We start from the raw sequence: 24,118 nt of genomic DNA on the forward strand, positions 1-24,118 counted from the left end.
TAAAATCGTTTTTTGAGATAAGTGTTGATAATTCTAACATTATTTCACATAAATGATGTTCGTATATACGGTTCCCGTTCCGGCTCAAAAGACTACCGGGATGACGAACACTATTTCCGTCATTCCTGCGAAAACAGGGATCCCTTCTCAACAACCTTATCCAAAGCTGATTGGATATCCGCAACGGAATACAAATCTGCATAATCTATGGCGAACAACTGAGGTAAGACTGACTCAACTCTATCAACAATAGATAACTCAAACTGTCTTTTTTTAGCGGTTAAACTGTCGCGTTGTATTTCAGCCAAACCAATCGCATTATCCAGTAATGATCCATCACTTTTAAGCACATCTTCATAACGCACAATAGGTAAGCTGCTTTGACTAAACTGGTTAATAAACCATTGATATATTTCCAGTTGCCGTTGCAAACAGTTTTTATTTTTCAAATTCTCGCACAGCTCAGGTGAAAAACGTTCACCTGCAGGGATATGACCCCGATTAACCGGTAAGTCTACCGTCATCCAGGATAACAAAACGTCAACCGGATTACGTACAATACACAACATAGGGTAATGCAGGGAAAGTAACGGCAGTAATGCAGTAAACAGGGCATTTTGCTTAACGATAAGTTGATAGCTACCAGATGCTCGTGGTGCTAACTGAATTTCACCGCGTTTTGCCACCACTTTACGTATGCCATGTTGTTGCTCATTCCCCACCGGATTATCAATATCTAACCCGCCTTGATCACCATGTGCAAAGGGCAAACCATGTTGAATGGCAGTATCAAACTTTTTTATTTGTTGTTGTATTTCCGTAACAGCCTGTGCTGGGCCGAACGAATCAGGTACCGTTGCAGGGTTAATAGGTTCATGCAACGCAACCGTATCATTTCTCTGATTAAGTAATTTACAGCAAAGCGTCGTTCCTGAACGGGGAATACCTGTAATTAATTTAATATCTGAAGACATAGTATAAATATGGTTAGGGCAGCACCTGCAATACGTTAGTCTGAGGTGGCAAATTGCTTTCCAGTGATAATATTTGTATTGCAGCAGAAATATCCGCCGGCTTAGCGTCCACGTAAATCCGGGCACTCACTCGTGATGGTACAGCTTTATCTATCGTAACCAATTCTTCTGTGTTCATTTTTAATGTACCACCCGCCGGTATAGTGCCGTTTGCTCCAGATTGTACAGTGTAATGATCAACAACATCGTCCTCGGCACTAAAGCGTGTTGTATATGCCACATCATAACCGGCATGGTTAACCAGTATAATACGCTGCCGATAGTCTACGTAGCTCGTCAAATAAGGTAAATCTATAGACGCGGCATCATAAACTATCTCGCCAAGCAGCTTGCTTTCCAAGCCAATACCTAAATCCAGCTGATAAGCTGATCGTTGTAATGGAATTTCATCACTTTGTGCTGCAAGGCAAAAAACCGGATAATTAATCAGGTTATCTATACTCACCTTAACTTCTTCTTCCGCACTATATTCCAACAAATCCAAACTAGTCCCAGTGCAATCAGCCTGATCATTTAAAAACGCCCGCACCGATGAAAAATCACCACGAATACTCGCATTCGGTGCTTTAGTATTCAGATTAGGCAATAAATCAGCAAATGAATTAATCAATAGTGAGGTATCAGCAAATCGGACATCGGCCACTATTAAGTTATCAAAACGTACTTTACCCATCGAAGCCAGTTTCTCGGTGGCATCTCCCAACGCAAATACACTTGGCGAACGAAACGTAGTTTTAAAACGTAAAAAGTCCTGACTAAAAGTAGCTGAATGGGTAAAGGATTGGGTATAACTATCACCAATAGCGCTAATCACCTGGGCTATTGGTGCGGTGGTACGTGCTATATAAGCACCACCGTTTACTGCAGCCGCCGGGGAATCGTATAAGGTATATTGTATTTTCAGCGGCTCACTAATATCCAACCAGGTAAATGAGCTACTTTCCAGGGTAAATTCGGTTTCTGGACCAATCACATTAGGAGCAGAGATCTGAACAATTATACTGCTATCGCCAATTGCTCCGCCCTGTGCAGTGGAACTACTATAACTACCGCTAGCCGCAAAACCCGATGCCGGGAAAGCATTATTAAATGTGCCATTGATAACATCCAGCCGAGCATATTTTGCCGAGGATGACAAACTAAAACCAGCACGTACGGTGATATTTAAAATATCTGTAGCACTGCTAATGGTAAGTTGTCCCTCACCTTTAATATCTTTAGCGGTTAATGCCTCTTTGGCATAAAGCAAAGGGCTATCATCATTCAGATGAAATGCGGCAGAGATAGCCGTAACGGGAAACAATAACAATAATAATAATAGTTGACGCATTAATTGACTTCTAATCTAAACTGCTGAATTTCTTAGGTTAACTGTTACATAAATAGCACAAATAAAAAAGCCTTCGCTAGGCGAAGGCTTTTAATCAAACCAGTTAAAACTTAGTTTAATACAGTAGTATCAGTACCAGCGTTAGACAGGTTAACAGTTTGAGTGGCAGCAGAGAAATCATCATCTTCAGCTTCAACTTCGATTACTGCAGAAGTACGAGTCTTACCAGACAGCGTTACTACATCTGATGCTTTCAGAGACAATACTTCACCCGCTGGGATAACACCAGAAGCCATTGCACCTGGAGTAGCCGTTACGCCATCTTCACTAGTGAAAGTAAAGCTGTACTGAGAATCAACAACACCATTGTTGATCAGGTAGAAACGCTGGTTATAATCAGCATAAGTAGTGATATAAGGCACTTCAACAGAAGTGGTATTATATGCAATCTTACCAAGTGTATTAGTTAACTTATCATCAACCAAAGTAACACTGTAAGAACCTTTTTTCACAGTATCTTCATCAGTATTATCAACACACAAATAAACTGGTACACCAACAGCCAAGTTTGCTGCAGTTGCAACAGTTTTGTCTGAGCTTAGAGCAACAGCTGTACCCGCATTAGAACAATCAGCCGCAGTATCAGTTGTCCAGTCACCGAAGGTAAAGTCACCGGCAAAGTTAACATCCTGAGGAGTTGTATACAGATCGCCTACCACTACAGCGGCACCAGTGCCAGCATTCAAGAATGTACCAGTCTTGATTAACTTACTGGTATCAATGGCACCAACAGCGATCTCAGCTAAAGTATCAGCTGGATCAGCAGATGCTGGATCATCAAATACAGTAAATTCTGAAGCTACGGTAGCAACAGCAGTATCAGCAACAGTAAAAGTACCTGTTGAAGCAGAACCAGTAGAGATTGCAGCTTCTGACGCAGTAGATAACGCAGTACCTGCAGTCTGATTTACTGCATTAGCCGCAGTTTCATACAAAGTGTAAGTAACAGTGGTAGTTGTAGCCGGATCGATAAGATAATCCGCTGCAGACATAGTCAATACAACACTTGACTGCAATTCAACAGGTGTACCGGCATTGTCACCAGTTACTTCGAAGATAACAAAATCTTCACCATCACCACCTGTTGAAACACTAGCAACAACATTAGTACCTGTTAAAGCAGGCACAGAATCAAATTCACCTGCTGACAAATCAAAACGTACATACTTAGATGTACCAGCTGCGATGGTAAAACCTAAATTAGTGATTACGTCCAGCTCTGTACCACCTTGAGATACAGGTAGCAAGCCATCTGCGTTCAAATCTGTAGCACTGTAGGTTTCAGTAGCGTAAGTAACCAAATCCGCTGTTGTATCACTTAATGTGATTGCAGCGTTTGCGTTCATTGTAAAGCCAGCAGCAATTGCTACGGCTAAGATTTTTTTATTTAACATTCCAGTCTCCTGCAAGAGTAACTATAGTTTTTTGTATCATGGCGAATCGCCACCAAGTCCTTGGTGACCAACCACCAGACGACTTATATTAAGCTACAACACTAGTTTGTAGTAATCAACTTTTTTAATTAAATTTATCAGAATTAACACGAACTTATCCGTTAATTTGACGAAGCAAGTTTTAACACGTCAATTTTGATGGCGCAACTATAGAGTAGTTAGATGGTGTAAACAATCGTAAAAACTAAAAAAATCACCTTTTTTTCAGGCGATTAGCTGTTTTTTTAAACACCTGCAACTATACCCTCGTATGCCTTCAAATACCCAAATTTACTCCTTAAACCAAGATTAGACCTTAGGTTGTTCAAAAAACGGCATTTCCCCTTAGTACAAAAGGTGGAATCAGATTACTGCCAATGCTGATCCGTTTAGTTAACGCTACCGCATTTTTTTGCACGCTAATATCAAACGTATAGCCGCCTAGAGGTGAATACATCTCTTCTATTTCGTTAATAAAGGTGGGCTCGACAAGGTTAACCTCCGAGGCGCGGATAAACCAGCCGTTTTTCTCGCGTAATTTCGCCAGTTGTGCGGCGGATTGCGGCCATATTGCTTGCCAGAGGCTAACAGGGATTGCATTGATATTAACCCCCGCTGAGCGGCGCAAACTGCAGTAACGCATAAATTCCGGGTGCAATTTTAATACCTCCTGCCAACCAACAAGCTGCTGCAACTCGGTACAACTTTGTAATAAAAAATTAGCCGGGGCCGACTGCTTTTGGGCAGCATACTCGTTTTTTTCCGCTCCACCCGGTCTGCGCCAGTCATCGGCATCAGCATAATCGGCCAGGATATCGGCTAACTTTGCCTGCTCAACAATATTGTAGCCTTGTCCTTTTAACCATCTTCTTATCCAGTATTGTGTCGAGGTATTAACCGGAATCAAACCATTTTCATTCTGTATGCTGTACTCTACACCCGCACTGTCACTTCTGTATTGGTATCCATCCACGCGCAGCTCATCCCCGACAACGGGATGAATAAATAATCCATCATCATTGCGTTCCATATTGGCTTTAGCCGTTCCCTGACTGATTCCGGCCACCGTCATTCGCTGTGTAGACAGCAAATAGGTTAGTTCATTAGCTTTAGCATAAACCGCGGCTTGATCTCGAAACATTTGCCTGGATTGTTGCGCCAGTTGTAAACGACTATCCATCAGTTTGGACGTTACTCCCATCAACACCACTAATACGATGGATATAATTAATACTGCAATTAATGCCGCCCCCTGATTTTTTAATTTTAAATAGGCCATGACGACTTAAAACTCGTATTTGCCAAATATCGGCAGTTCCGCGGGTATATCAGCATTTTCAGGACGCCCTGTTTTGGCCACTGCCCATATATAATCCTGTTCTATTAAGCGCACGGCTTCAGGTAAGCGGCCTGAATCCGGCTTAAACTCTTTTTGCCACTGCTGATCAACCCGGTATTCAAAGACAGGTAATGTGCTAAAGCTTTTAATATAAGACCTATCGGGATGCGTCTCACTCGAAAACGCCAATTGCCAACCATTCTGTACCGGTAACAATTCCCATATTATTTTTTGTGGAATATGTTGTTGATCGTCAGGTGCCATAAAAGTAATAAATTCAAAACGCCTGTCATCACCTGATGCTGATACCGTATCTGGATGATATAACACTGCACCGGCTAAACTTTGCGAAAACCAACTCAAGGGTAATTGTGCCGAAGAATTTAATAGATCACGGGCGCCAAGACGGGCGAAATTATTCCAGGTAGTCGACAATCCTTGTGTCATCAATGATGTAGTTAAAGCCAAAATAACCAGTACCACCAACATTTCGATTAAGCTAAACCCAATCATTGTCTTAAAGCGGGAGTTAACTGGAATAGATTTATGCTGGGTAACCATCAGAAATTGGGCATTTCAATATAGTTTGGGTCACGCCATTGCTTTAAGGCTTTGGTCTGGAATTCTGACACAAATTGACCGTTTTCATTAACCGTAGCCTTTACATCAAACAAGGCAACTATCCATGCAGGTTGGCGGCGATAATCTTGCTGATCAGAGCGTTTTTCAATCGTTGCTTGCCACTGCACCTCATACTGTCCTATCCGGAATCGACCTGACCGCTGAGTCTGCAAATCTTCGAGTTCCAGGTGAACTACAAACTGGGAAAACACCTCGGGCAAGGATAGCGCTTGCTCAATACGCCTGGTACTGTTGGTCGCTGTAGCGAACCATCCCCATACAGAAGTGAACACTAAAGAGAGAATAACTAGAGCGACCATGGCTTCAATTAAGGAAAAGCCTCTTTCAGTTCTGTTCAACACGTCTCACCTCACAATAAGGCGATAATACGTCAAAGTTCACTGGCGAGTCTCCCTGCTGCAATTGAAAGCGCCCTCCCTGACAAAATCCATTAGCATTAACAATAATTGGTTGAGGGAAAGACAAACTAATATCCGCCACCCCCAGTTTATCGGCCGTATCAATGATTACCGACTGACCTGAACGATTGGCCACTAACGGCAACATAGCAAATTTGCTACTCACTTCCATACGTACAGCATCGGCTTTGCGTGAGCTCAGCCATGATTCCAGTCCTGGCGCAACCACCGCCACAATAAGCCCTAACAGGACCATTGTTACCAGCAGCTCGATCATGGTAAAGCCATAGTGTTTTTTATTGATTGGGCACATAGCCTATATCAGCATCCAGTTCTTCACCGCCTTCCGCACCATCGGCTCCCAGACTGTATAAGTAAAAACCCTGTTCAGCGGCACTATCCACCCGATATTGATAATCATGATCCCAGGGGTCTTTTGGCACGGCTTCATCCAGATAAGGTCCTTGCCAATAGTTCCCTGCATCAGAGGGTTTTGAGCGTAGATCAGCTAATGCGTTAGGATAACGCCCAACATCCAGACGATAAGTTTGCATAGCCATTTTTAACATTTTAACTTGGGTTTCTGCAGTACGTACTTTAGATGCATCCACTTTGCCAAAAAATTGAGGGCCAACAAGGCCTGCTAATAAACCTAAAATAACTAACACCACAAGTAACTCAATCATGGTAAAACCAACTTGGCGACTCTGTTTCATAAACCCTCAAAATTATTTACTGATAATAAAATAATGCTACACATTGTATCTGGATCCCGGCTCAAAACACTACCGGGATGACGATAGAAAAACACTATCGGAATGACGATAGAAACACACTACCGGGATGACTGCTACTTTTTCTGTCATCCCTGCGAACGCGGGATCCATGTCTCTGTCTGTCATTCCTGCGAAAGCAGGGATCCATACTTAAATAACAACGCATCTTCGACTGGATCCCGGCTCAAAACACTACCGGAATGACGTTAGAAACACACTACCGGGATAACTGTTACTTTTTCTGTCATCCCTGCGAACGCGGGATCCATGTCTCTGTCTGTCATTCCTGCGAAAGCAGGAATCCATTCTTAAATATCAACGCATCTTCGACTGGATCCCGGCTCAAAACACTACCGGGATGACAATAAAACACACTGCCGGGATGACGATAGAAACACACTACCGGGATGACTGCTACTTTTTCTGTCATCCCTGCGAATGCGGGATCCATGTCTCTGTCTGTCATTCCTGCGAAAGCAGGAATCCATACTTAAATAACAACGCATCTTCGACTGGATCCCGGCTCAAAACACTACCGGGATGACAATAAAACACACTGCCGGGATGACGTTAGAAAAACGCTACCGGGATAACTGCTACTTTTTCTGTCATCCCTGCGAACGCGGGATCCATGTCTCTGTCTGTCATTCCTGCGAAAGCAGGAATCCATTCTTTATATGCTATAAAATTGATTGATAAAGATCATTCCAAGCTGGGTTATTACTTTCTATTAGTTCTATTTTCCAAGCCCGTTTCCATTTCTTTATCTGTTTCTCTCGAATTATTGCCGCAGCCATATTTTCATGTTGCTCAAAGTATACCAAATCATGCACAGCATATTTTTTGGAAAAACCTTCCACAACATTATTCTTATGTTCCCAAATTCGCTTGATCAAATCACTTGTTACACCTGTATACAAAGTACCATTTCTCTTGCTGGCTAAAATATAAACCACCGGTTGCTTCATATTAAAAATCCTTTTGATAGTGAAGCTATTTTACCTCAGTAACAACTTACATTCTGGATTCCGGCTCAAAACACTACCGGAATGACGTTAGAAACACACTACCGGAATGACGATAGAAAAACACTATCGGGATGACTGCTACTTTTTCTGTCATCCCTGCGAATGCGGGGATCCATGTCTCTGTCTGTCATTCCTGCGAAAGCAGGAATCCATTCTTAAATATCAACGCATCTTCGACTGGATTCCGGCTCAAAACACTACCGGAATGACGTTAGAAACACACTACCGGGATAACTGTTACTTTTTCTGTCATCCCTGCGAATGCGGGGATCCATGTCTCTGTCTGTCATTCCTGCGAAAGCAGTAATCCATACTTAAATATCAATGCTTCTCCTACTGGATCCCGGCTCAAAACACTACCGGAATGACGATAGAAACACACTACCGGGATGACTGCTACTTTTTCTGTCATCCCTGCGAACGCGGGGATCCATGTCTCTGTCTGTCATTCCTGCGAAAGCAGGAATCCATTCTTAAATATCAACGCATCTTCGACTGGATTCCGGCTCAAAACACTACCGGAATGACGATAGAAAAACACTACCTAGATGACGCTAGAAAAACACTGTCGGGATGACAAAGAACCAGCTAAATAGCGATATCTGTTGAAGCGGTAATAGCTAGAACGATACCTAAAATCATAATTCCCAACAACACACCGACGATCAAAATAGCAATAGGTTCCATTAGTGTCAGTACTTGTTTCATTCTTCTTTTACAGGATGCGTCATGTAATACTGCAACCGCATTTAGCATTTCAGCTAACTGCCCGGTTTTATCACCAACAGAAACTAGATTTAGAGAGGTACTGGGAACCAGCCTGGAACGCGTCAGAGCCTCGGTAAAACCCATACCTGATTCAATATCCGCGATCATATTCTTCGCCCGTAACCGGCGACGGGTAAACTCACAAGATTCAGCCGCCAACTTTAACGCAGCAATGAGATTGACCCTTGCCAATAACATTGCAGAGCACAACGACGCCCAGCGTGCTGCATCCTGTTCTGCCAGCCAGGGCCCTATTACAGGCAACTCCAAAGCAAAATCCATCACCACTCGTTTTACTTTCTGATTGGTAAAAATAGTCAACATGGCTATCACTACTGCCGATAGCACTGCGATAATGGTATAGGGTGCTTCATTGGCATAACGCCCTGCAGTCAGCACAGCATAAGCTAGTGCAGGCAATTCTTTATCGGAATCCAGCAAATGACTAAATTTAGGCACCACAGCAAAGAAAATAATAAGCATAGCCAGAATACCTGAACCGATTAATACGATTGGGTATGTTAATGCGCTTTTAATATCGCCTTTAACCGCCTGCTCATAGTTCAATTGTTGTGAGGCCTTTTGCAATGCCATTGACAATTGTCCACTCAATTCCCCGGCATGAACCAAATGTGACACGTAAACCGGGAAAGGTAATGATGATTCATTAATTGCACTGGAAAAACTTTCCCCTCCTTCAATACGACTCACAATAGCCGAGAAACCGCGGGCCAGTAGCGGATTCTCTTTGTTCTGCGCCAATGCCTTAACCGCGTCGACAAGGGACACCCCAGAGTCAGTTAGTGTCGCCAGTTCTTGCAGGGGGATAGCCAAATCCGAAGTAGTCACCTTACGCCCACGTTTTTGCTGTTCAACATGAGGCTCGACATCAAATGCCTCAATACGCATATCCGTCAATAAACGTACGGCTTCTTGCCGACTGACTGCATCAATCTCTCCCTCAACTCGTTGGTTGGAAGAAAGTTCGATCCCCTGATACTTAAATTTCACTGCTCACTCTCTTCTACGCTACAAACACGCAAAACTTCATCAACACTGGTGATACCTTTCGCTGCTTTTAATAACCCGTCATCCAGAAGAGAACGATTACCGGCTAAACGCGACATTTCACGTATCTCGGAAACAGGTGCCCTTCTTGTAATTAAATCACGCATCGAAGACGTTACTGGAACAAGCTCATAAACACCTATGCGGCCGCGATATCCTCTTCCCTGGCATTCATGACAACCAACAGCCTTACGCCAGTCACCCTTAATATTTTTGCTAATAAAGGTTGGTGGTTCTGCAGGTTCGCTGCAGCTTGGACATAGCTTACGTAACAGTCGCTGGGCCTGCACGCCCTGAATAGTCGCTGCCACTAAATAGGGTTCCACACCAATATCAGCGAGCCTTGGGAAAACAGAACAGGCATCATTAGTATGTAATGTCGATAACACTAGATGCCCCGTTAAGGATGATTGCACTGCAATATCTGCCGTTTCTTTGTCCCGAATTTCTCCCACCATAATGACATCTGGATCCTGACGCAAAAACGTCCTCAGCGCTTTGGCAAAAGTGTAACCAATCTCGGGACGAGCCTGAACTTGTGTAATACCGTCAAGCTGATACTCAACAGGATCTTCAACCGTCACAATTTTCTCCTGGCCGGTTTTAATATCCGCCAGCAAACCGTAAAGGGTGGTAGATTTACCCGATCCCGTTGGTCCAGTGACCAGTACAATTCCGTTACTTAAACTTCCCCACTCGCGTATTAATTCAAGATGGTCTGGCTCAAATCCCAGACCGTCTATACTCAATTCATCGCGTTTTTTGGGTAACAAACGCATAACAATGGATTCACCATGTACATCCGGAGCGGTGGAAACACGCACATCGAAATCTTTATTACTCGCCCGTATACTGAAACGACCATCTTGAGGTAGCCTGCGTTCGGCAATATCTAGCTGGGAAAGCAATTTAATCCGTGATGCAATGGCAGGAAAACGCGCCATGGGCTGTTGCATAAACTCATTCATACGACCATCAACCCTGAAGCGAACTACCATGTTTTGTGCACCTGGTTCAATATGAATGTCTGAAGACTCTGCTTGAACAGCACGTTCAACAATACTATTCACCAGATTGACCACCGGAGCCTCTTCAGCCAGAGCCGCTATATCGGTATTCACTTGCCCAAACAGTTCGGAAACGGCACGTTCACGATTGACATCATCCGCAATGCTCACCGCCATTGCAGGGGTAATTAAATGACATTCAACCTTTTGCTGTTGTGCCAATGAAGCGACAACTCCGAGTTCAAAAGCGGCTGTTGCCTTGAGAGTAAAAACAGACAATTGCGTTGATGATTGAACAAGATAAATATTACGTTCAATACACCAGTCTACATTCAGTCCAAATTGATGACAGGCTTCAAGCACTTCAGGTGCCGCTGGGCATTGGGAAACCCTGTCTATAAGTGGCCAATCGATGATTCGGCTGATGGCAGCATAAATGCTATCTTCACCACACACCCCCATACGAGTGAGCGCGTCAGCGACACTACAGTGCAAATCCTTAGCTGTTTTTTGCGCCAATGCAACATCTGCTTCGGTTATTAAACCGGAAGCCGATAATATTTGCGGTAAACGAGAATCAAGAAATGTCGGATCAATATGCAGTTGGTTATTCAAATTGGTACAATGTCCCGTTATTTATCATTTATGCTGTACTTTTAGACAATTAAAAAGAACCGATTAAATAATTAAATTTAATAGGTTATATTACACCATAGAAAATTTAAAAATGAAGTGATTTTAAATAGATGTCATCTATGACAGAGCAGATAAAGCAACATTTTGAACGCTACCTGACATTAATTAACCAATGGATTTGGCCAGCTGATCACAACATTGATCGATCATCGCTGACATTTTTTGTGTTTAAAGCTTTTCCAAAAAACCTAAAAACTACCGAAATAAAAAAGTGGGCAGACTTGCAAGCTCAAACCTTATCTCCTTTTAGTCAAGGCGATCGTTATGCATATCTGAGTAAAACTGGTCTACACGCCTGGTATACTCCAACCCATTTGTCCGGTATACCGGAAACAGCTGCCCAGAGTCCGCTTCCCGATGGGCGACACAACATCATCAGTGAAGCTTTTGTATATCGGCAACAATGGCAAAATGGCGGTTTAACCGATTGCATTGCGACACCAATTAGTCATACCAGCAACAATCAATCTGAGTCCGAATCGGCAGAAATTCAAATCTCTTCCCCATGGGCTATAGAAAGAAAACTGGATAAAGAACTCAAGAAACCTAAGTCATGGTTAATCATCGTATTGTTCCTATTTTTGTGTGGTTTATGCTGGGTGGGAGCTGGATACTTAATAGTAGAAATACAACGATACCAGGTTGATGACGAGAATAAGCAACTGACTCAGGAACTGGGAGAAAAACTGGCTCAGCAAACACAACTACGCGATCAACAAATGGCTCTTTCGGTATTGCATACCTGGCAGCAGGAACAAGGCTTCTTCCCCGAAAGTTTTGGTATTATCGCGGCGGTGTTAAATGAACAAGGCATATGGCAAACTAATCAAGTAACTTGGCAAAATAAATCTCTTGAACTTGAGTTTGTTTCTTCCGATGTTGACATTACGGCACTAATAGGCAACCTGGAAAAAATAAACACATTAACCCAAGTCAATATTCGTCCCCACAACGCTGAAAATACCTGGATACTAGAGGCTCAAATCAAGTGAATGCGTTTTCCCGTATCAAAAGCAGCCAAGCCTATGCTGAATTTGAGAGCAATATCAGATTGCAATGGATGCTGGTTGCCATCATCATCATTTTAGCCGCATCTTTCGCTAAATATTTAGCTGATGGATTAAATGCCGAACGTAACGAGGTAAAACAGCAGATAAACTTGCTCGCCCGTTTGCAAAATGCTGCAACGCTTCCTCTGGACGAAGTTAAATTAACCGAAACGAATCAGAACCTGCAAATTGCACTGAAAAACATCCCTACAGTTTCTTCATCCAGTACTGCAGAGGCCAAGGCATTAACCGACATAGAGAAAATGGTAGGGAGTTTGATTAAACGTAAAAGAATTAATTTGTTAGGCTCGGAACAACTGCAAATAGGACAAGTTCCATTTTGGTCCGTACGGGTCGATATAGCCGGACAACTAAACACAACGGACTTTATCGAATTTTTAAGTTACTTTGATCAAGATGCCAAAAGTAGGCGTATTGCCTCCTTGCAATATTCGCCGAAAACATCAAATTCGCTTAATTTAGTTGTCGATATGCTGTATCAACGGGATAGAAATGAATAAATCACTGATCATTTTTTGTCTCCCGCTATTATTATTTATCACAATTATTTCGGTTCTGACTAACTATCAATCGGGACAGTATAATGCAGAAGAACGAAAAGAAGCTTCCTCAACAATTCGGGAGCAGATTAATGTTAACTGGAAGACTGTATTAGCCGTTCTGCCACAATACAAAAGTAAACAAGCTGAGATTTCAACGGTTGTTCCCAGTAAAGAAGTACATATTTCTGATTCAACCATTATTGCCATTGTTGCTGATACTCCTCGTTCAATATTATTGGTGGCCCCAGAGCAACAGGCTCCAATCCAGTTAACCGAAGACGAAGGATGGCTGGCAAACTGGAAAATTAACACTATCCTGCCGGATTCCGTTATATGGATAAATACTGATAATCAGCAAACTTATGAACAGTCATTGTTTCGCAACTCACAAAACGATGATGAAAATTCAACGTCTTCCAAGAGTGGAAAATAACTAGATATGCAACTAATTAAACATACTGTCACGCCTGTTACCCGCTCATTAATCACCTTAAGTGTTATTGGCCTTCTTACATCTTGCGCTAATTTTCGCGGGCCAGCTTATGATGCCGCCAAACACGATAATAAAATATTTAATACACCACTGCGCGCGCCAAAGGACCTCTCCGCTAATGAATCCATAATATTAAAAGGTTCAGAGCAGCAGGAAAATACCGGTTTACAAGTTTTTCAAGCGCCGTCTATTACGGTTGAGCAAGCCGCAGAGCAGGCGCTAGACGCGGTTATGCCAGTTTTACCTGATACACAAGTTAGCAGGTTAACATTTAATAATATGCCAGTCGGTGCCTTTATTAATGAAGTATTTGGTAATCAGTTGGGCCTGAATTTTGTGGTTGAACCCAGTGTGCAGCGCACACCGGATTTAATTACCATGCGTATCACCCAACAAGTTAGTCAAAAAGACTTATACAGTCTGGCTACACAAACGTTGAAATCTTATGGTGTGGCAACCTCGCTTAAAGACAACGTATTACTTTTTAGTTTTTCTGAAGCCATAGCCAATGGTGAAACACCACTGTTAATCAGCGGTAGAACGTTGCCCGAAGTTCCATCAAGCAGCCGCCCCATTTTTTATATTTATCCGTTAACTTCTGTTACAACCCCAATGGTACGCGGTTGGTTAACTCCAATGTTTCCAGCCAAAGAGTTGGAAATAAAGGAAGATCCTACTAGAAACGCCTTAATTTTTGTAGGCCCTCAGCGGGCCGTCGAACAAGCTCTGGCGGCGGCCAGACTTTTAGATCGACCTACAATGCAAGGTATGCATAGCCGCATTATTCGACCCAGCTTAAGCAATGTAAGTGCGTTATCCGATAATTTAGAACAAGTTTTGAAAGCTGAAGGTTACTCGGTTAGAAAAGGTGACGGAAATGCAGCTATCCGATTATTACCATTGGAATCAGTTGGACAATTAATTATATTTGCCAAATCTGACGATGTGTTAAATCATATTATCGAATGGGCAAAGACGTTGGAAACAGAACAACACAACAGCGTGGAAGATGGTTTATTTAGCTATCAAGTACAAAGCACCCCCGCCACGCATATTGTTCAAGTATTAAACAGCTTGGGTGTCGCCAACTACACTAGCAGTGGTAACTCAGGAAATCGTACAAATAACTCAAGTACGGCTTCCGAACCTTCTCAAATAAGCAATAATTTGAATAGCTCACGGACAAATAATAGCGAAACGAAAGGCCGCTATGCAGTCGACGAGCAATTAAACACCATATTATATAGCGGTAGCGGAAAAGACTGGTTAAAAGTGTTACCTGTCGTAAAACAGCTTGATAGACCTGCCGCATCAGTCATGGTCGAAGTTGTATTAGCTGAAGTAACATTAACTGATAGTGAAGAGTCTGGAATTAATTGGTTGGCTAATTCGACCTTAGGCAAATTTGGTCTAAACTTCGGCACAATTCCCTTGTCGGGAGACGGAAAAGGAGGAGTTGCCATTGGCGGAAGCGGATTTAATTTAACATTGGATAATGCGGGAAGCACCCGTGCCATGCTAAACGCGTTCTACCAAAATGATAAGACCAACATACGTTCACGTCCACGATTAATGGTAAAAAGTGGTGGTGAAGCATCAATAGAAGTAGGTAATGAAGTGCCTATCATCACTTCCAATAGTCAAAGTTCCACTAGTGAAAATGCTCCAGTAATTCAAACCATCAGTTATCGGAATACAGGCATCATTTTAAGAATAAGGCCCACTGTACATGCATCGGGTTTTGTCGATATTGAAATAAGCCAAGAATTAAGTGAACAGGGAGAAACATCAGTAGCAGGCTCTCCCATTATCCTCAACAGAAGTTTAGAAACGACGGTTTCGCTAAGGGATGGGGGCTCAGTATTATTAGGTGGACTTATTTCGGCAAAGAATAGCAAAGGTCAGCAAGGAGTACCAATATTGGGTAAGTTACCCCTGATTGGCAAGTTATTTAAAAGCGACAATAATCAACAAGACAGAACAGAATTAATGATTATGATTATACCCTATGTGCTTAATTCACCGACTGAAGCCGAGCAGTTAACCGACGAGCTGCAAAAAGCCAGAATTGAGGACTTTTCTGCGGATATCGTCCCACAAGAATCAAGTGTAGAACTTAACTAGTAATAGATTGATTTAGTAACTCCCTTCTATGATAAAAAGTATGTGATCAGAAAAGGAATTATTAAGTACTGTTTGCGAGCCTAACGTGCTGCATGCCCAATAATGAATTATCTAATAAAATTAAGAGGTTAAAGGTGAAAAGAACGTTAGTTATCTGTCTTTTATCTGGACTGTATAATCCCATGGCATTAGCTGACTCTATGCCTCTCCCACCATCAGTTCCTGAAATAGCAGGCTTTGATTGCGCCAAAGAGGTACAACAAATGATCGGTTTAATCGGCCGTGGTGATAACTTTCCCCAATTTTTGGCAACTGATATTGAAACAGAACTCAATCGACAACATGCAGGTTCAAAATTACTTAAAATGGAATGTATTGGCGAGCCTCAACTTAAAGCTGAAACCAAGCCAGTCAAGGTTAATAACGAAGAGAAACAGGCTATTACAACTTTGTCCCTGAGTGTTCCGCTAGAAATTACCGTCAAGGGAGGTAAAACACCCATGACGATAAAAATAGAACAAAACTATCTGGTTGAAAATTTTGACTCACCTGAAAGCAGAAAGCTGACACAGAATTTCATTGTAAAAGAATAGATGGGCTGGCATAAGTTTCTCTTATGCCTGCTTTCGTGCAAATAAACAGAAAATTTCAGTAAATGTTAAATAGTACTCTATATTGAGCGAATAACATGAGTTAGTTTTATTTTTCAATTACTTGGCATATTTTTTTAAACGATTCCCGTACCATCTTCTTTTGTTTTACGACAAGCTCTTCATACCCGATATGTGACGACAATCTTTGTTGAGTTGCCGCTGCAATTTTATAGAAAGGGACACATCCTTTTAAGTAGTCCGGCGCCCACACCATAGTGTATGCCTGTACTTTTTTCACCGCCTTGTTAACTGCTACAAACGGATTTCCATAAGACATCGACACTATCACTCCGTGCAAACTGGTACCAATGTAAATAGTCGCGTTGGCAATGGCGCTGGTGATCTGATCTATCGTTTGACAAGGCAGGACATGCACAGGAAAATCAGCATGCTTCTTTATCCACTGCACCATCAACTGATCATCATGACCGGCGCAGTTACCAATGGACAACAATCCAATCGCCAGTTTTTGTTGGCGATAGATCTTGCGTAACTGATTTAAAATTATTTCCTGCTTTCCGTCACTTTTATGAAAACCGAATTGGACACAGGCATAAGGTTGCGTCAGACTCGGCGGCAAAACAGATTTCGGTTGAATATCACTGAGTACCATCACCGAATCAGGTACCAGGACTGCATTCAGACCAAAATTATTTTTAATTGCTCTTTGAGCATCAGTTTCCCTGACACTAATATAATCAGCGTGCCGGAAACTAACCGCAACCTCGTCGCGCAAGTGGCGCTCTTTGGGTATACCGCCGCCAACGGCGTGATATACCAGCTTCATCCTGGATAGGAGTTCGGGAGCAGATGGCATAAATGGAAAAGACAGCTGGTTACGACCAAATAACTGCTTTGCCAGCGCTTCCAGCCAGCCCCCTTGAAACTTTTGATAAAGCTTAAAATAGAACGGTCGCAGAAAGCTGATTAATCTGGACCAATTAGCATTAAGAACTTGCCCCCCAGCCACCACCAAAGTCGCATTATCGGGCAGATTCTTATAATCCAGTAAACTTTTGTATCCTTCTGTTGGCAAGGCTCCACATTCGTATAAATTTGACGCTATCGTAGCAATATTATGAAACTGATAGTGTCCCAACTGGCTTAATTCATGTTTGGCCACTACTGGGAACAGTAAGTCTCCATAATTAAAACGATCACATGCACTTAATAAATACACCTGTTTGGGTGAGTTTTGATCCATTTATTCACTCGTAAAAATAATGCATGACCTAACAGTCAAGGTAAAAATTAGGATAAATACAACATAGATTGATGTTATCCATTGAAATAATTATTGAGTTAACAGGGGGGCCCACCAGTCCTCATTATCCAGATACCATTGCAGTGTTTTGCTTATACCGCTGTCGAAAGATTCTAGCGGTTTATAGCCAAGTTCATTAGTGGTCTTAGTTGCATCAATGGCATAGCGCCTATCATGGCCGGGACGATCGGTTACGTATTGAATAAGTTCTTGGCTATTACCTGAAATCGCTTTAGATGCGTGCGGAAACCTGACTGCTAACTCAGGTTTATTGGCAAAAGCTTCATCCATTTTATTACAAATGAGTTTTACAATATCGACATTGGCCCACTCATTATGACCTCCAATATTATAATTCTCGCCAACTTTACCTCTATTGATAACCAGTTCAATACCACGCGCATGATCTTCAACATAAAGCCAATCCCGAATCTGCTTACCATCTCCATAAATTGGCAACGGCTTATTATGCAAAATATTGGCAATGATCAACGGGATTAACTTTTCGGGGAAATGATATGGGCCATAATTGTTAGAACAATTACTGGTGGTAACATCCAGGCCATAAGTATGATGGTATGCACGGACTAAATGATCACTGGCTGCTTTGCTGGCAGAATAAGGTGAGTTAGGGGCGTAAGGGGTATCTTCTTTAAATGCAGGTTCACCAGGCTCCAAAGTACCATAAACTTCATCCGTACTCACATGATGGAAACGGTGTTCGACAGGAATTTTGCCTTGTTTCTGATACTCGTCAATCCATATCTTTTTACAGGCTTTCAACAAGCTGTATGTGCCCAATATATTAGTTTCAATAAATGCGTCAGGGCCACTAATTGAGCGATCAACATGAGATTCAGCGGCAAAGTGCACCACAGTATTAATTTGCTCTCGAGACAACAACTGCTCTACTAGCTCGGTATCACAAATATTACCTTTAACAAACTCAAAATTAGACTGATTTTCCATGCCAGCCAAATTGGCAATGTTACCTGCGTAAGTCAACGCATCAAGCACTACGACTCTGTCCTGCGGATTAAACTGCAACCAATAATGGACAAAATTTGCTCCAATAAAGCCGGCACCGCCTGTCACCAACAACGTTCTACTCATATTCTATCATCGTCCTTTTATTCAGGTCTGGACTGACTTATTTCGTCCAAAACCAATGAAAGCTCTTTTTGCCAATGCCTTGGCTGTATTCTAAAACTATCCATAAGGCTCTTTTTATCCAGCACGCTATATGCAGGTCTTTTGGCCGGAGTTGGATATTCATATGTGGAAATAGGTTTTATTGGGATTACTTGACAGAGCAGAGCTTTTTGCTGAGCCAATTGCTGGATGGAAACAGCAAAGTCATACCAGCTTGCAACTCCCGCATCAGTAAAATGATGTATACCGGCTATATTATTTCTCGCCGCTAGCAAACATACTTTTGCTAGTCCGTTTGCTGAAGTTGGCGTACCTATCTGATCATCAATAACAGAAAGTTCAGGCTTTTCATTCATCAGTTTCAGCATAGTTTTGACAAAATTATTTCCTTCACAAGAGTAAACCCAACTAGTTCTGATGATGCAGGAATGCTCTGGATAAATCTCTCTAATAGCCTGCTCTCCAGCCATTTTACTGGCTCCATAAACACTTTGGGGTGCATATCCATCATCCGGCAGATATGGACTTCCTTTATGTCCTCCAAAAACATAATCTGTTGATACATGCACAAAGTGTATTTGCTGCTTTTTGCAAAATCTGGCCAGATTAGCTACAGCTGTATCATTTAATAAATAGGCCGCTTCAGGCTCGCTTTCGGCCTTGTCAACCGCAGTATAAGCCGACGCGTTAATAATTGCCGTTACACTAAATTGGTTTAAAGTTTCTTGCAGTTTTTGGCTGTCAGTTATATCTATATCTTGTCGACCAAGAAAGATCAGCTCATCATCAGATTTTATGTTACGGAGTGCCTTCGCCAATTGACCATTATTACCTATTACAATAATCATATTTTGAATATCAAATTGCCTCTATAAAGTTAAAAAGTAGGAGCTTGACGAAACGCTATACCTTGTGCGTCTTTGCTGGATAGGGAAGGTGCCTGGTTATCTATTAATGGCCATTCAATACCAAGCTCGGCATCATTATATAAAAGGCTTACTTCAGATTCTGGATGGTAGTAGTCCGTGCATTTATATACAAATTCGGCAGTTTGGCTTGTAACATAAAAGCCATGCGCGAAACCTTCAGGGACCCACAATTGACGATGGTTATCAGATGACAGATAAACACCAATCCATTGTCCGAATGTGGCTGAATGCTTTCGCATATCGACCGCCACATCAAATACTTCTCCTTGCACCACCCGAACAAGCTTACCTTGTGTATGCTGAGTTTGATAATGTAAACCTCGCAGTATGCCCTGTGACGATTTACTGTGATTATCCTGAACGAATACCACATCTGCACAATGCTGTCTGAACCAGTCATCACGAAAAGTTTCTAGAAAAAAACCACGTTCATCACCAAATATTCTTGGTTCAATAATTTTGACGTCACTAATATGGGTATCAACAAGTTTCACTTACTTCACCCTGTCTTGCAGCAATTTCATTAAATATTTTCCATATCCACTTTTGATAAGGGGAGTGGCCAACGCTTCCAACTGGGTTTCATTGATATAACCTTTTCGAAATGCAATCTCTTCAGGACAACAAATTTTGAGCCCCTGTCTTTTCTCAATAGCGGCAATAAAATTTGACGCATCGATAAGGCTATCGATAGTCCCTGTATCCAACCAGGCAGAACCTCTTCCCATTAACTCTACTCTAAGCTGTTTTTGCTGAAGATACAGACTATTAAGATCGGTAATTTCAAGTTCACCACGTTTAGAAGGCTTAACTTGTTTGGCTAACTCTACAACCTGATTGTCATAAAAATACAATCCAGTCACAGCATAATTGGATTTAGGCTTTTCAGGTTTTTCTTCAATCGACAACGCATTCCAATGTTGATCAAAATCAACCACCCCGTACCTCTCCGGGTCATTTACATGATAGCCAAATACCGTTGCTCCTGATTCCTGACAAGCGGCATTTTTAAGTGATAACTGTAAATCATGGCCGTAATAGATATTGTCACCTAGAACTAAAGTACAAGCATCATCACCGATAAATCCTTCCCCTAACAAAAATGCCTGGGCGAGTCCGTCTGGTGATGGTTGGGCAACATAGCTAAACTCGACCCCCCAACATTCTCCCGTGCCTAACAGTTCCTTAAATCTTGGCAATTCATGTGGTGTGGAAATAATCAGGATTTGTCGAATGCCGGACAACATTAAAGTGGAGATTGGATAATAAATCATCGGTTTATCGTATATGGGCATCAATTGCTTACTCACCACCGATGTTAATGGATGTAATCGAGTACCCGATCCACCAGCCAATACTATGCCTTTACGATTCATATAGTTATTATTCCCCTCTCATCACGAAAAATCGTTTTAATATAATCGAATGTATTTATTTTAATTCATTTACTGTTGCCAAAATTATTCTGCCAATACCAAAAATCATACTGATAATCACAAAAAATAATGAACAGTTATAAAATATTCGAGGGTATTCTGCATCTTCCGGCAAGGTTGGAGTTTCAACCACAACCAGATATTTCAACTGTCGATATGCCTCAATTCTGGACTTCTCAAGAGAAACTTGTGAGGCGGAATAGGCTTCCAATGCAAATTGTAAATTCATTTTAAATTCACTGAACTTAGCAATAATTTCATTAACTCCCAAATCTGTATTAGTGTTACTTTTAGACAATTTGGTTAACCGTTCGCGTTCATGTTCCAGTTGAGTCTGTAGGCTTTGTAACTGTTCTTTAGCTTGCAATACGGCTGGCGCTTGTTCACTCATACTAGAGCGTAATGCCCTTAATTCTGATTTACGAGACGCAATTTGCCCTTCTAAGCTATAGGCAATTTGTTGCAATGCTAGTCCTTCAGCCTCAGGGTCCAATAAATTGTATTTTTGCTGAAATGCTAGCAGTTCGCTCTTTGCCTGTTGCAGTTTATCTATTACGAGTTGGTGTTCATTTTGTATGAACGACAACTGAGCTTTAGCCAAATCATGACCTATTTTATTAATATATTCCTCAGCATGTTCAGCAATTGCGGAAGTGAGCTTTTTCGCAAATACAGGATCAAATGCTTGAGCCTTTACAGTAAAAACTGAAGATTTATCATCAATTTCCACTTGTACATGATCTGCAAAATAATCCAACTTGTCCTCCAGACTGGCATCAGACGCCAAGCGACTAAATATATCGCTATCGTTCTTTGCAAAATACTCACTCCAACCGAGCTTGGTCTCCAGATACAGCAACATATCGTAAGAATAAATAAAGGTTCTTAAAAGTTGAGTATCTGAAGTATTTCCCCCGCCTCCAGCAAAGCCAGATAACAAAGCCAAGCTAGGTTCGAGCGTAGTCATACCATTGGGTTGTTGCACTATTAGCTGAGCGTGACTTTCATAGCGATTACTTGCCCATAAAAGTTGATAAAAAGCAAAAAAGACAAACGGAATCACAACACAATAAACAAAGGGTTTAGCCAACCATTGCCGCCAATATTTCAACTTTCCAGGGCCTGGATTGGAAGACATTGGTTGCTGGACTTCATTCTCATAAGTTGCAGTCAATTTATGCTCACTAGATGAACTGGTTAATTTTGCCGGTTCCGTTTGTCTTAACTCGGCGGTTAATTGACGAATTTGGTGGCTGATTTTCTTGTTCGGTTTTAGATTCCGCACTCTTTGCAGAATCCTCAATGACAACGATAAATTACTGTCTTTAAGCTCCTCGGCTTTACCTAACAAAAATTCTGCATCCATCCATTGCCCTTTTTTCAACCCCGCTTTAAATTCAGTCAATTGTTGTTCTAGCTGATGTTGGGATAGCTGGCTCATATTGATAATGCCTGATATTGTTTTATACCTTCTTCAAGGTCATTGTAAAAAGTCAGTTCACCCTGATGGATGACTATAGCGCTATCGCAGAATTGCCGTAACTCACTCATTTGATGGCTCACCATAATAACGTTTGCCTGTTTACTTCGTTCCAGCAAAGCCTGTTTAGCCTTTCTCTTGAAGTTCGCATCTCCAACAGCAGTCACTTCATCAATAAGATAAATATCGAACTCAATTCCTAATGAGCAAGCAAATGCAAGTCGTGAACGCATCCCGCTGGAATATTTAGCAACAGGTATATCATATCGATCACCTAATTCAGCAAATTCAACAACACGCTTTTCATACTCGGTTAAATCTGAAACACCGTTTACCCGTCCAATAAAACGGGTATTTTCACGCCCTGTCATTTGCGCATGAATCCCTGTCGACAAAGCAACAGGCCAAGAAATACTTTTATCGGTAACAATATTGCCACTATTTGGATATTCGCTGCCTGCAATCAGACGAAACAAAGTCGATTTACCAGCACCATTAGAGCCCAAAATGGCAATATTATGTTCTGCTGGTATTTCAAACGATAAATTCTCAAAAATATATTGTTCTGTTCTTCGTGTCCGGTAACATTTAGTAATATTATCTAGTAATATCATCGACTTATAGCCTGTTTCCAGAACACTTGGTAAACTATCAGAGCAAGAAATAAAGTTATAATCACCGCCATAGCGAGATAACCAAAGCTGACCCCGGCATGCCCATACTCTGGATATGCTGCATAACGAGCTAATTCGATGGCATGCAAAATTGGATTCCAGTTTAGGACATGCCAATAGCTCGACGGAAAATCTTGCAAGGAAAAAAACACACCTGATATAAAAAATAAAGGACGGGTTATTAGTGTTTGAATCTTTTTAACTTCAGGTACATACATAACCATTAAGCCAAAAATCATTCCCATGCCAAGCGCAAAAAGCCAAATCGAGAAAAAATATATAATAATTCTAAGCGGATCTCTGGCAATTAGCTCAATGTCCAAAAAATACATAGCTAATATCAAACCCAAAATTACAAATATTTTCACCAACACTTCAAAGAAGCATGCTGCCAATATCGCACTAAGTGGTTGAACTTGCCTAAATGCAAATAACGCTGTGTTCTTTTGAATAGCCCCTGCGCCCGCCGCAAACGTCTGTAAAAACACTTGAATAATAATTAAACCGTAAGCCATGAAGACAAAAGTTGGTATACCGTGAGTTTCTCCGCCATCTAGTCGACCTCGGAAAAAGGAAAGTACTAAAATAAAAATGACGGGATTAATTACTGCCCAACTAATTCCAAACTTGTCATTAAACCCAATACGGATCTCACGTACAAACAATGCGTAGATTACGTCAAACCAAATTTTCCATTTATTACGTCTAGTGACTGTAGTCAT

At 41.7% G+C, this 24,118-nt stretch carries 24 protein-coding genes; 5 read left to right on the forward strand and 19 right to left on the reverse strand.

Translation table 11 applies throughout. From position 1 onward, the window contains the following. Nucleotides 1-119: 119 nt before the first annotated feature. The 11 genes from V1467_RS14625 to V1467_RS14675 all read right to left on the reverse strand — a co-directional run bounded on the left by V1467_RS14625 (nucleotide 120) and on the right by V1467_RS14675 (nucleotide 11,498). On the reverse strand, nucleotides 120-974 hold the full coding sequence (locus V1467_RS14625) for a sulfotransferase domain-containing protein (protein ID WP_416305710.1): 855 nt from the start codon (nucleotides 972-974) through the stop codon (nucleotides 120-122). Between the two features lie 13 nt (nucleotides 975-987). After that, entirely contained in the window at nucleotides 988-2,364 is a 1,377-nt protein-coding gene (locus V1467_RS14630) for a hypothetical protein (RefSeq protein ID WP_416305711.1), read from the reverse strand. Nucleotides 2,365-2,474: 110 nt separating this feature from the next. Next, a complete protein-coding gene (locus tag V1467_RS14635; RefSeq protein ID WP_416305712.1) occupies nucleotides 2,475-3,818 on the reverse strand; it encodes a hypothetical protein in 1,344 nt (447 codons plus the stop codon). A gap of 364 nt (nucleotides 3,819-4,182) precedes the next feature. After that, a complete protein-coding gene (locus tag V1467_RS14640) occupies nucleotides 4,183-5,136 on the reverse strand; it encodes a general secretion pathway protein GspK (protein WP_416305713.1) in 954 nt (317 codons plus the stop codon). Nucleotides 5,137-5,142: 6 nt separating this feature from the next. After that, the gene (locus tag V1467_RS14645) at nucleotides 5,143-5,709 is read right to left on the reverse strand and encodes a PulJ/GspJ family protein (RefSeq protein ID WP_416305714.1); all 567 of its coding nucleotides are present in this window, start codon (nucleotides 5,707-5,709) and stop codon (nucleotides 5,143-5,145) included. Nucleotides 5,710-5,756: 47 nt separating this feature from the next. Beyond that, complete coding sequence (locus V1467_RS14650; RefSeq protein ID WP_416305715.1) at nucleotides 5,757-6,176, reverse strand: PulJ/GspJ family protein; 420 nt, start codon at nucleotides 6,174-6,176, stop codon at nucleotides 5,757-5,759. Then, nucleotides 6,163-6,549 (reverse strand): pilus assembly FimT family protein, encoded by a 387-nt coding sequence (locus tag V1467_RS14655; RefSeq protein WP_416305716.1) that lies wholly within the window; start codon nucleotides 6,547-6,549, stop codon nucleotides 6,163-6,165. Before V1467_RS14655 ends, V1467_RS14650 begins: the two co-directional genes overlap by 14 nt. Next, a complete protein-coding gene (gene gspG, locus V1467_RS14660; RefSeq protein ID WP_416305717.1) occupies nucleotides 6,533-6,952 on the reverse strand; it encodes a type II secretion system major pseudopilin GspG in 420 nt (139 codons plus the stop codon). Before gspG ends, V1467_RS14655 begins: the two co-directional genes overlap by 17 nt. A 740-nt stretch (nucleotides 6,953-7,692) precedes the next feature. Further along, the gene (locus V1467_RS14665; RefSeq protein ID WP_416305718.1) at nucleotides 7,693-7,980 is read right to left on the reverse strand and encodes a GIY-YIG nuclease family protein; all 288 of its coding nucleotides are present in this window, start codon (nucleotides 7,978-7,980) and stop codon (nucleotides 7,693-7,695) included. A gap of 648 nt (nucleotides 7,981-8,628) precedes the next feature. Further along, nucleotides 8,629-9,819 carry a type II secretion system F family protein gene (locus V1467_RS14670; protein ID WP_416305719.1) on the reverse strand — a complete coding sequence of 397 codons (1,191 nt, stop codon included), beginning with the start codon at nucleotides 9,817-9,819 and terminating at the stop codon, nucleotides 8,629-8,631. Continuing rightward, nucleotides 9,816-11,498, reverse strand: coding sequence for a GspE/PulE family protein (locus V1467_RS14675; RefSeq protein WP_416305720.1), 1,683 nt, complete (start codon nucleotides 11,496-11,498; stop codon nucleotides 9,816-9,818). Before V1467_RS14675 ends, V1467_RS14670 begins: the two co-directional genes overlap by 4 nt. 245 nt (nucleotides 11,499-11,743) lie before the next feature. Between V1467_RS14675 and V1467_RS14680 the strand changes: the two genes are divergently transcribed. The 5 genes from V1467_RS14680 to V1467_RS14700 all read left to right on the forward strand — a co-directional run bounded on the left by V1467_RS14680 (nucleotide 11,744) and on the right by V1467_RS14700 (nucleotide 16,401). Beyond that, the gene (locus V1467_RS14680; RefSeq protein ID WP_416305721.1) at nucleotides 11,744-12,571 is read left to right on the forward strand and encodes a hypothetical protein; all 828 of its coding nucleotides are present in this window, start codon (nucleotides 11,744-11,746) and stop codon (nucleotides 12,569-12,571) included. Beyond that, a complete protein-coding gene (locus tag V1467_RS14685; RefSeq protein ID WP_416305722.1) occupies nucleotides 12,568-13,149 on the forward strand; it encodes a hypothetical protein in 582 nt (193 codons plus the stop codon). Before V1467_RS14680 ends, V1467_RS14685 begins: the two co-directional genes overlap by 4 nt. After that, a complete protein-coding gene (locus tag V1467_RS14690; protein ID WP_416305723.1) occupies nucleotides 13,142-13,624 on the forward strand; it encodes a hypothetical protein in 483 nt (160 codons plus the stop codon). The genes V1467_RS14685 and V1467_RS14690 overlap by 8 nt, the downstream gene beginning before the upstream one ends. Before the next feature lie 6 nt (nucleotides 13,625-13,630). Beyond that, nucleotides 13,631-15,808: a type II and III secretion system protein gene (locus V1467_RS14695; protein WP_416305724.1), complete on the forward strand. Its 2,178-nt coding sequence runs from the start codon at nucleotides 13,631-13,633 to the stop codon at nucleotides 15,806-15,808. 182 nt (nucleotides 15,809-15,990) lie between these two features. Next, nucleotides 15,991-16,401 (forward strand): hypothetical protein, encoded by a 411-nt coding sequence (locus V1467_RS14700; protein WP_416305725.1) that lies wholly within the window; start codon nucleotides 15,991-15,993, stop codon nucleotides 16,399-16,401. Between the two features lie 106 nt (nucleotides 16,402-16,507). Here V1467_RS14700 and V1467_RS14705 read toward each other — a convergent pair whose 3' ends face one another. The 8 genes from V1467_RS14705 to V1467_RS14740 form a co-directional block, all read right to left on the reverse strand. Next, a complete protein-coding gene (locus V1467_RS14705) occupies nucleotides 16,508-17,641 on the reverse strand; it encodes a polysaccharide pyruvyl transferase family protein (protein ID WP_416305726.1) in 1,134 nt (377 codons plus the stop codon). A 114-nt stretch (nucleotides 17,642-17,755) separates the two neighbouring features. Continuing rightward, nucleotides 17,756-18,838, reverse strand: a complete 1,083-nt coding sequence (gene rfbB, locus V1467_RS14710; protein ID WP_416305727.1) for a dTDP-glucose 4,6-dehydratase — start codon at nucleotides 18,836-18,838, stop codon at nucleotides 17,756-17,758. A 17-nt stretch (nucleotides 18,839-18,855) separates the two neighbouring features. After that, nucleotides 18,856-19,725 carry a dTDP-4-dehydrorhamnose reductase gene (gene rfbD / locus V1467_RS14715; protein ID WP_416305728.1) on the reverse strand — a complete coding sequence of 290 codons (870 nt, stop codon included), beginning with the start codon at nucleotides 19,723-19,725 and terminating at the stop codon, nucleotides 18,856-18,858. A gap of 29 nt (nucleotides 19,726-19,754) precedes the next feature. Beyond that, a complete protein-coding gene (gene rfbC / locus V1467_RS14720; protein WP_416305729.1) occupies nucleotides 19,755-20,300 on the reverse strand; it encodes a dTDP-4-dehydrorhamnose 3,5-epimerase in 546 nt (181 codons plus the stop codon). Next, nucleotides 20,301-21,182, reverse strand: a complete 882-nt coding sequence (gene rfbA / locus V1467_RS14725; protein WP_416305730.1) for a glucose-1-phosphate thymidylyltransferase RfbA — start codon at nucleotides 21,180-21,182, stop codon at nucleotides 20,301-20,303. Between the two features lie 55 nt (nucleotides 21,183-21,237). Beyond that, nucleotides 21,238-22,683 carry a lipopolysaccharide biosynthesis protein gene (locus V1467_RS14730; protein WP_416305731.1) on the reverse strand — a complete coding sequence of 482 codons (1,446 nt, stop codon included), beginning with the start codon at nucleotides 22,681-22,683 and terminating at the stop codon, nucleotides 21,238-21,240. Next, nucleotides 22,680-23,336 carry an ABC transporter ATP-binding protein gene (locus V1467_RS14735; RefSeq protein WP_416305732.1) on the reverse strand — a complete coding sequence of 219 codons (657 nt, stop codon included), beginning with the start codon at nucleotides 23,334-23,336 and terminating at the stop codon, nucleotides 22,680-22,682. The genes V1467_RS14730 and V1467_RS14735 overlap by 4 nt, the downstream gene beginning before the upstream one ends. Next, a complete protein-coding gene (locus tag V1467_RS14740) occupies nucleotides 23,333-24,118 on the reverse strand; it encodes an ABC transporter permease (protein WP_416305733.1) in 786 nt (261 codons plus the stop codon). The genes V1467_RS14735 and V1467_RS14740 overlap by 4 nt, the downstream gene beginning before the upstream one ends.

This window comes from Neptunicella plasticusilytica, assembly GCF_047922965.1.
Taxonomy (GTDB): Bacteria; Pseudomonadota; Gammaproteobacteria; order Enterobacterales; family Alteromonadaceae; genus Neptunicella; species Neptunicella plasticusilytica.

Bases quoted from the DNA above. Each gene is read 5' to 3' on its own strand.
- V1467_RS14735 (WP_416305732.1), bottom strand. From the start codon at position 23,336: ATGATATTACTAGATAATATTACTAAATGTTACCGGACACGAAGAACA.
- V1467_RS14700 (WP_416305725.1), top strand. From the start codon at position 15,991: ATGGCATTAGCTGACTCTATGCCTCTCCCACCATCAGTTCCTGAAATA.
- V1467_RS14740 (WP_416305733.1), bottom strand. From the start codon at position 24,118: ATGACTACAGTCACTAGACGTAATAAATGGAAAATTTGGTTTGACGTA.
- V1467_RS14645 (WP_416305714.1), bottom strand. From the start codon at position 5,709: ATGATTGGGTTTAGCTTAATCGAAATGTTGGTGGTACTGGTTATTTTG.
- rfbB (WP_416305727.1), bottom strand. From the start codon at position 18,838: ATGAGTAGAACGTTGTTGGTGACAGGCGGTGCCGGCTTTATTGGAGCA.
- V1467_RS14635 (WP_416305712.1), bottom strand. From the start codon at position 3,818: ATGTTAAATAAAAAAATCTTAGCCGTAGCAATTGCTGCTGGCTTTACA.
- V1467_RS14625 (WP_416305710.1), bottom strand. From the start codon at position 974: ATGTCTTCAGATATTAAATTAATTACAGGTATTCCCCGTTCAGGAACG.
- V1467_RS14655 (WP_416305716.1), bottom strand. From the start codon at position 6,549: ATGTGCCCAATCAATAAAAAACACTATGGCTTTACCATGATCGAGCTG.
- gspG (WP_416305717.1), bottom strand. From the start codon at position 6,952: ATGAAACAGAGTCGCCAAGTTGGTTTTACCATGATTGAGTTACTTGTG.
- V1467_RS14730 (WP_416305731.1), bottom strand. From the start codon at position 22,683: ATGAGCCAGCTATCCCAACATCAGCTAGAACAACAATTGACTGAATTT.
- V1467_RS14640 (WP_416305713.1), bottom strand. From the start codon at position 5,136: ATGGCCTATTTAAAATTAAAAAATCAGGGGGCGGCATTAATTGCAGTA.
- V1467_RS14630 (WP_416305711.1), bottom strand. From the start codon at position 2,364: ATGCGTCAACTATTATTATTATTGTTATTGTTTCCCGTTACGGCTATC.
- rfbA (WP_416305730.1), bottom strand. From the start codon at position 21,182: ATGAATCGTAAAGGCATAGTATTGGCTGGTGGATCGGGTACTCGATTA.
- V1467_RS14665 (WP_416305718.1), bottom strand. From the start codon at position 7,980: ATGAAGCAACCGGTGGTTTATATTTTAGCCAGCAAGAGAAATGGTACT.
- V1467_RS14695 (WP_416305724.1), top strand. From the start codon at position 13,631: ATGCAACTAATTAAACATACTGTCACGCCTGTTACCCGCTCATTAATC.
- rfbD (WP_416305728.1), bottom strand. From the start codon at position 19,725: ATGATTATTGTAATAGGTAATAATGGTCAATTGGCGAAGGCACTCCGT.
- V1467_RS14690 (WP_416305723.1), top strand. From the start codon at position 13,142: ATGAATAAATCACTGATCATTTTTTGTCTCCCGCTATTATTATTTATC.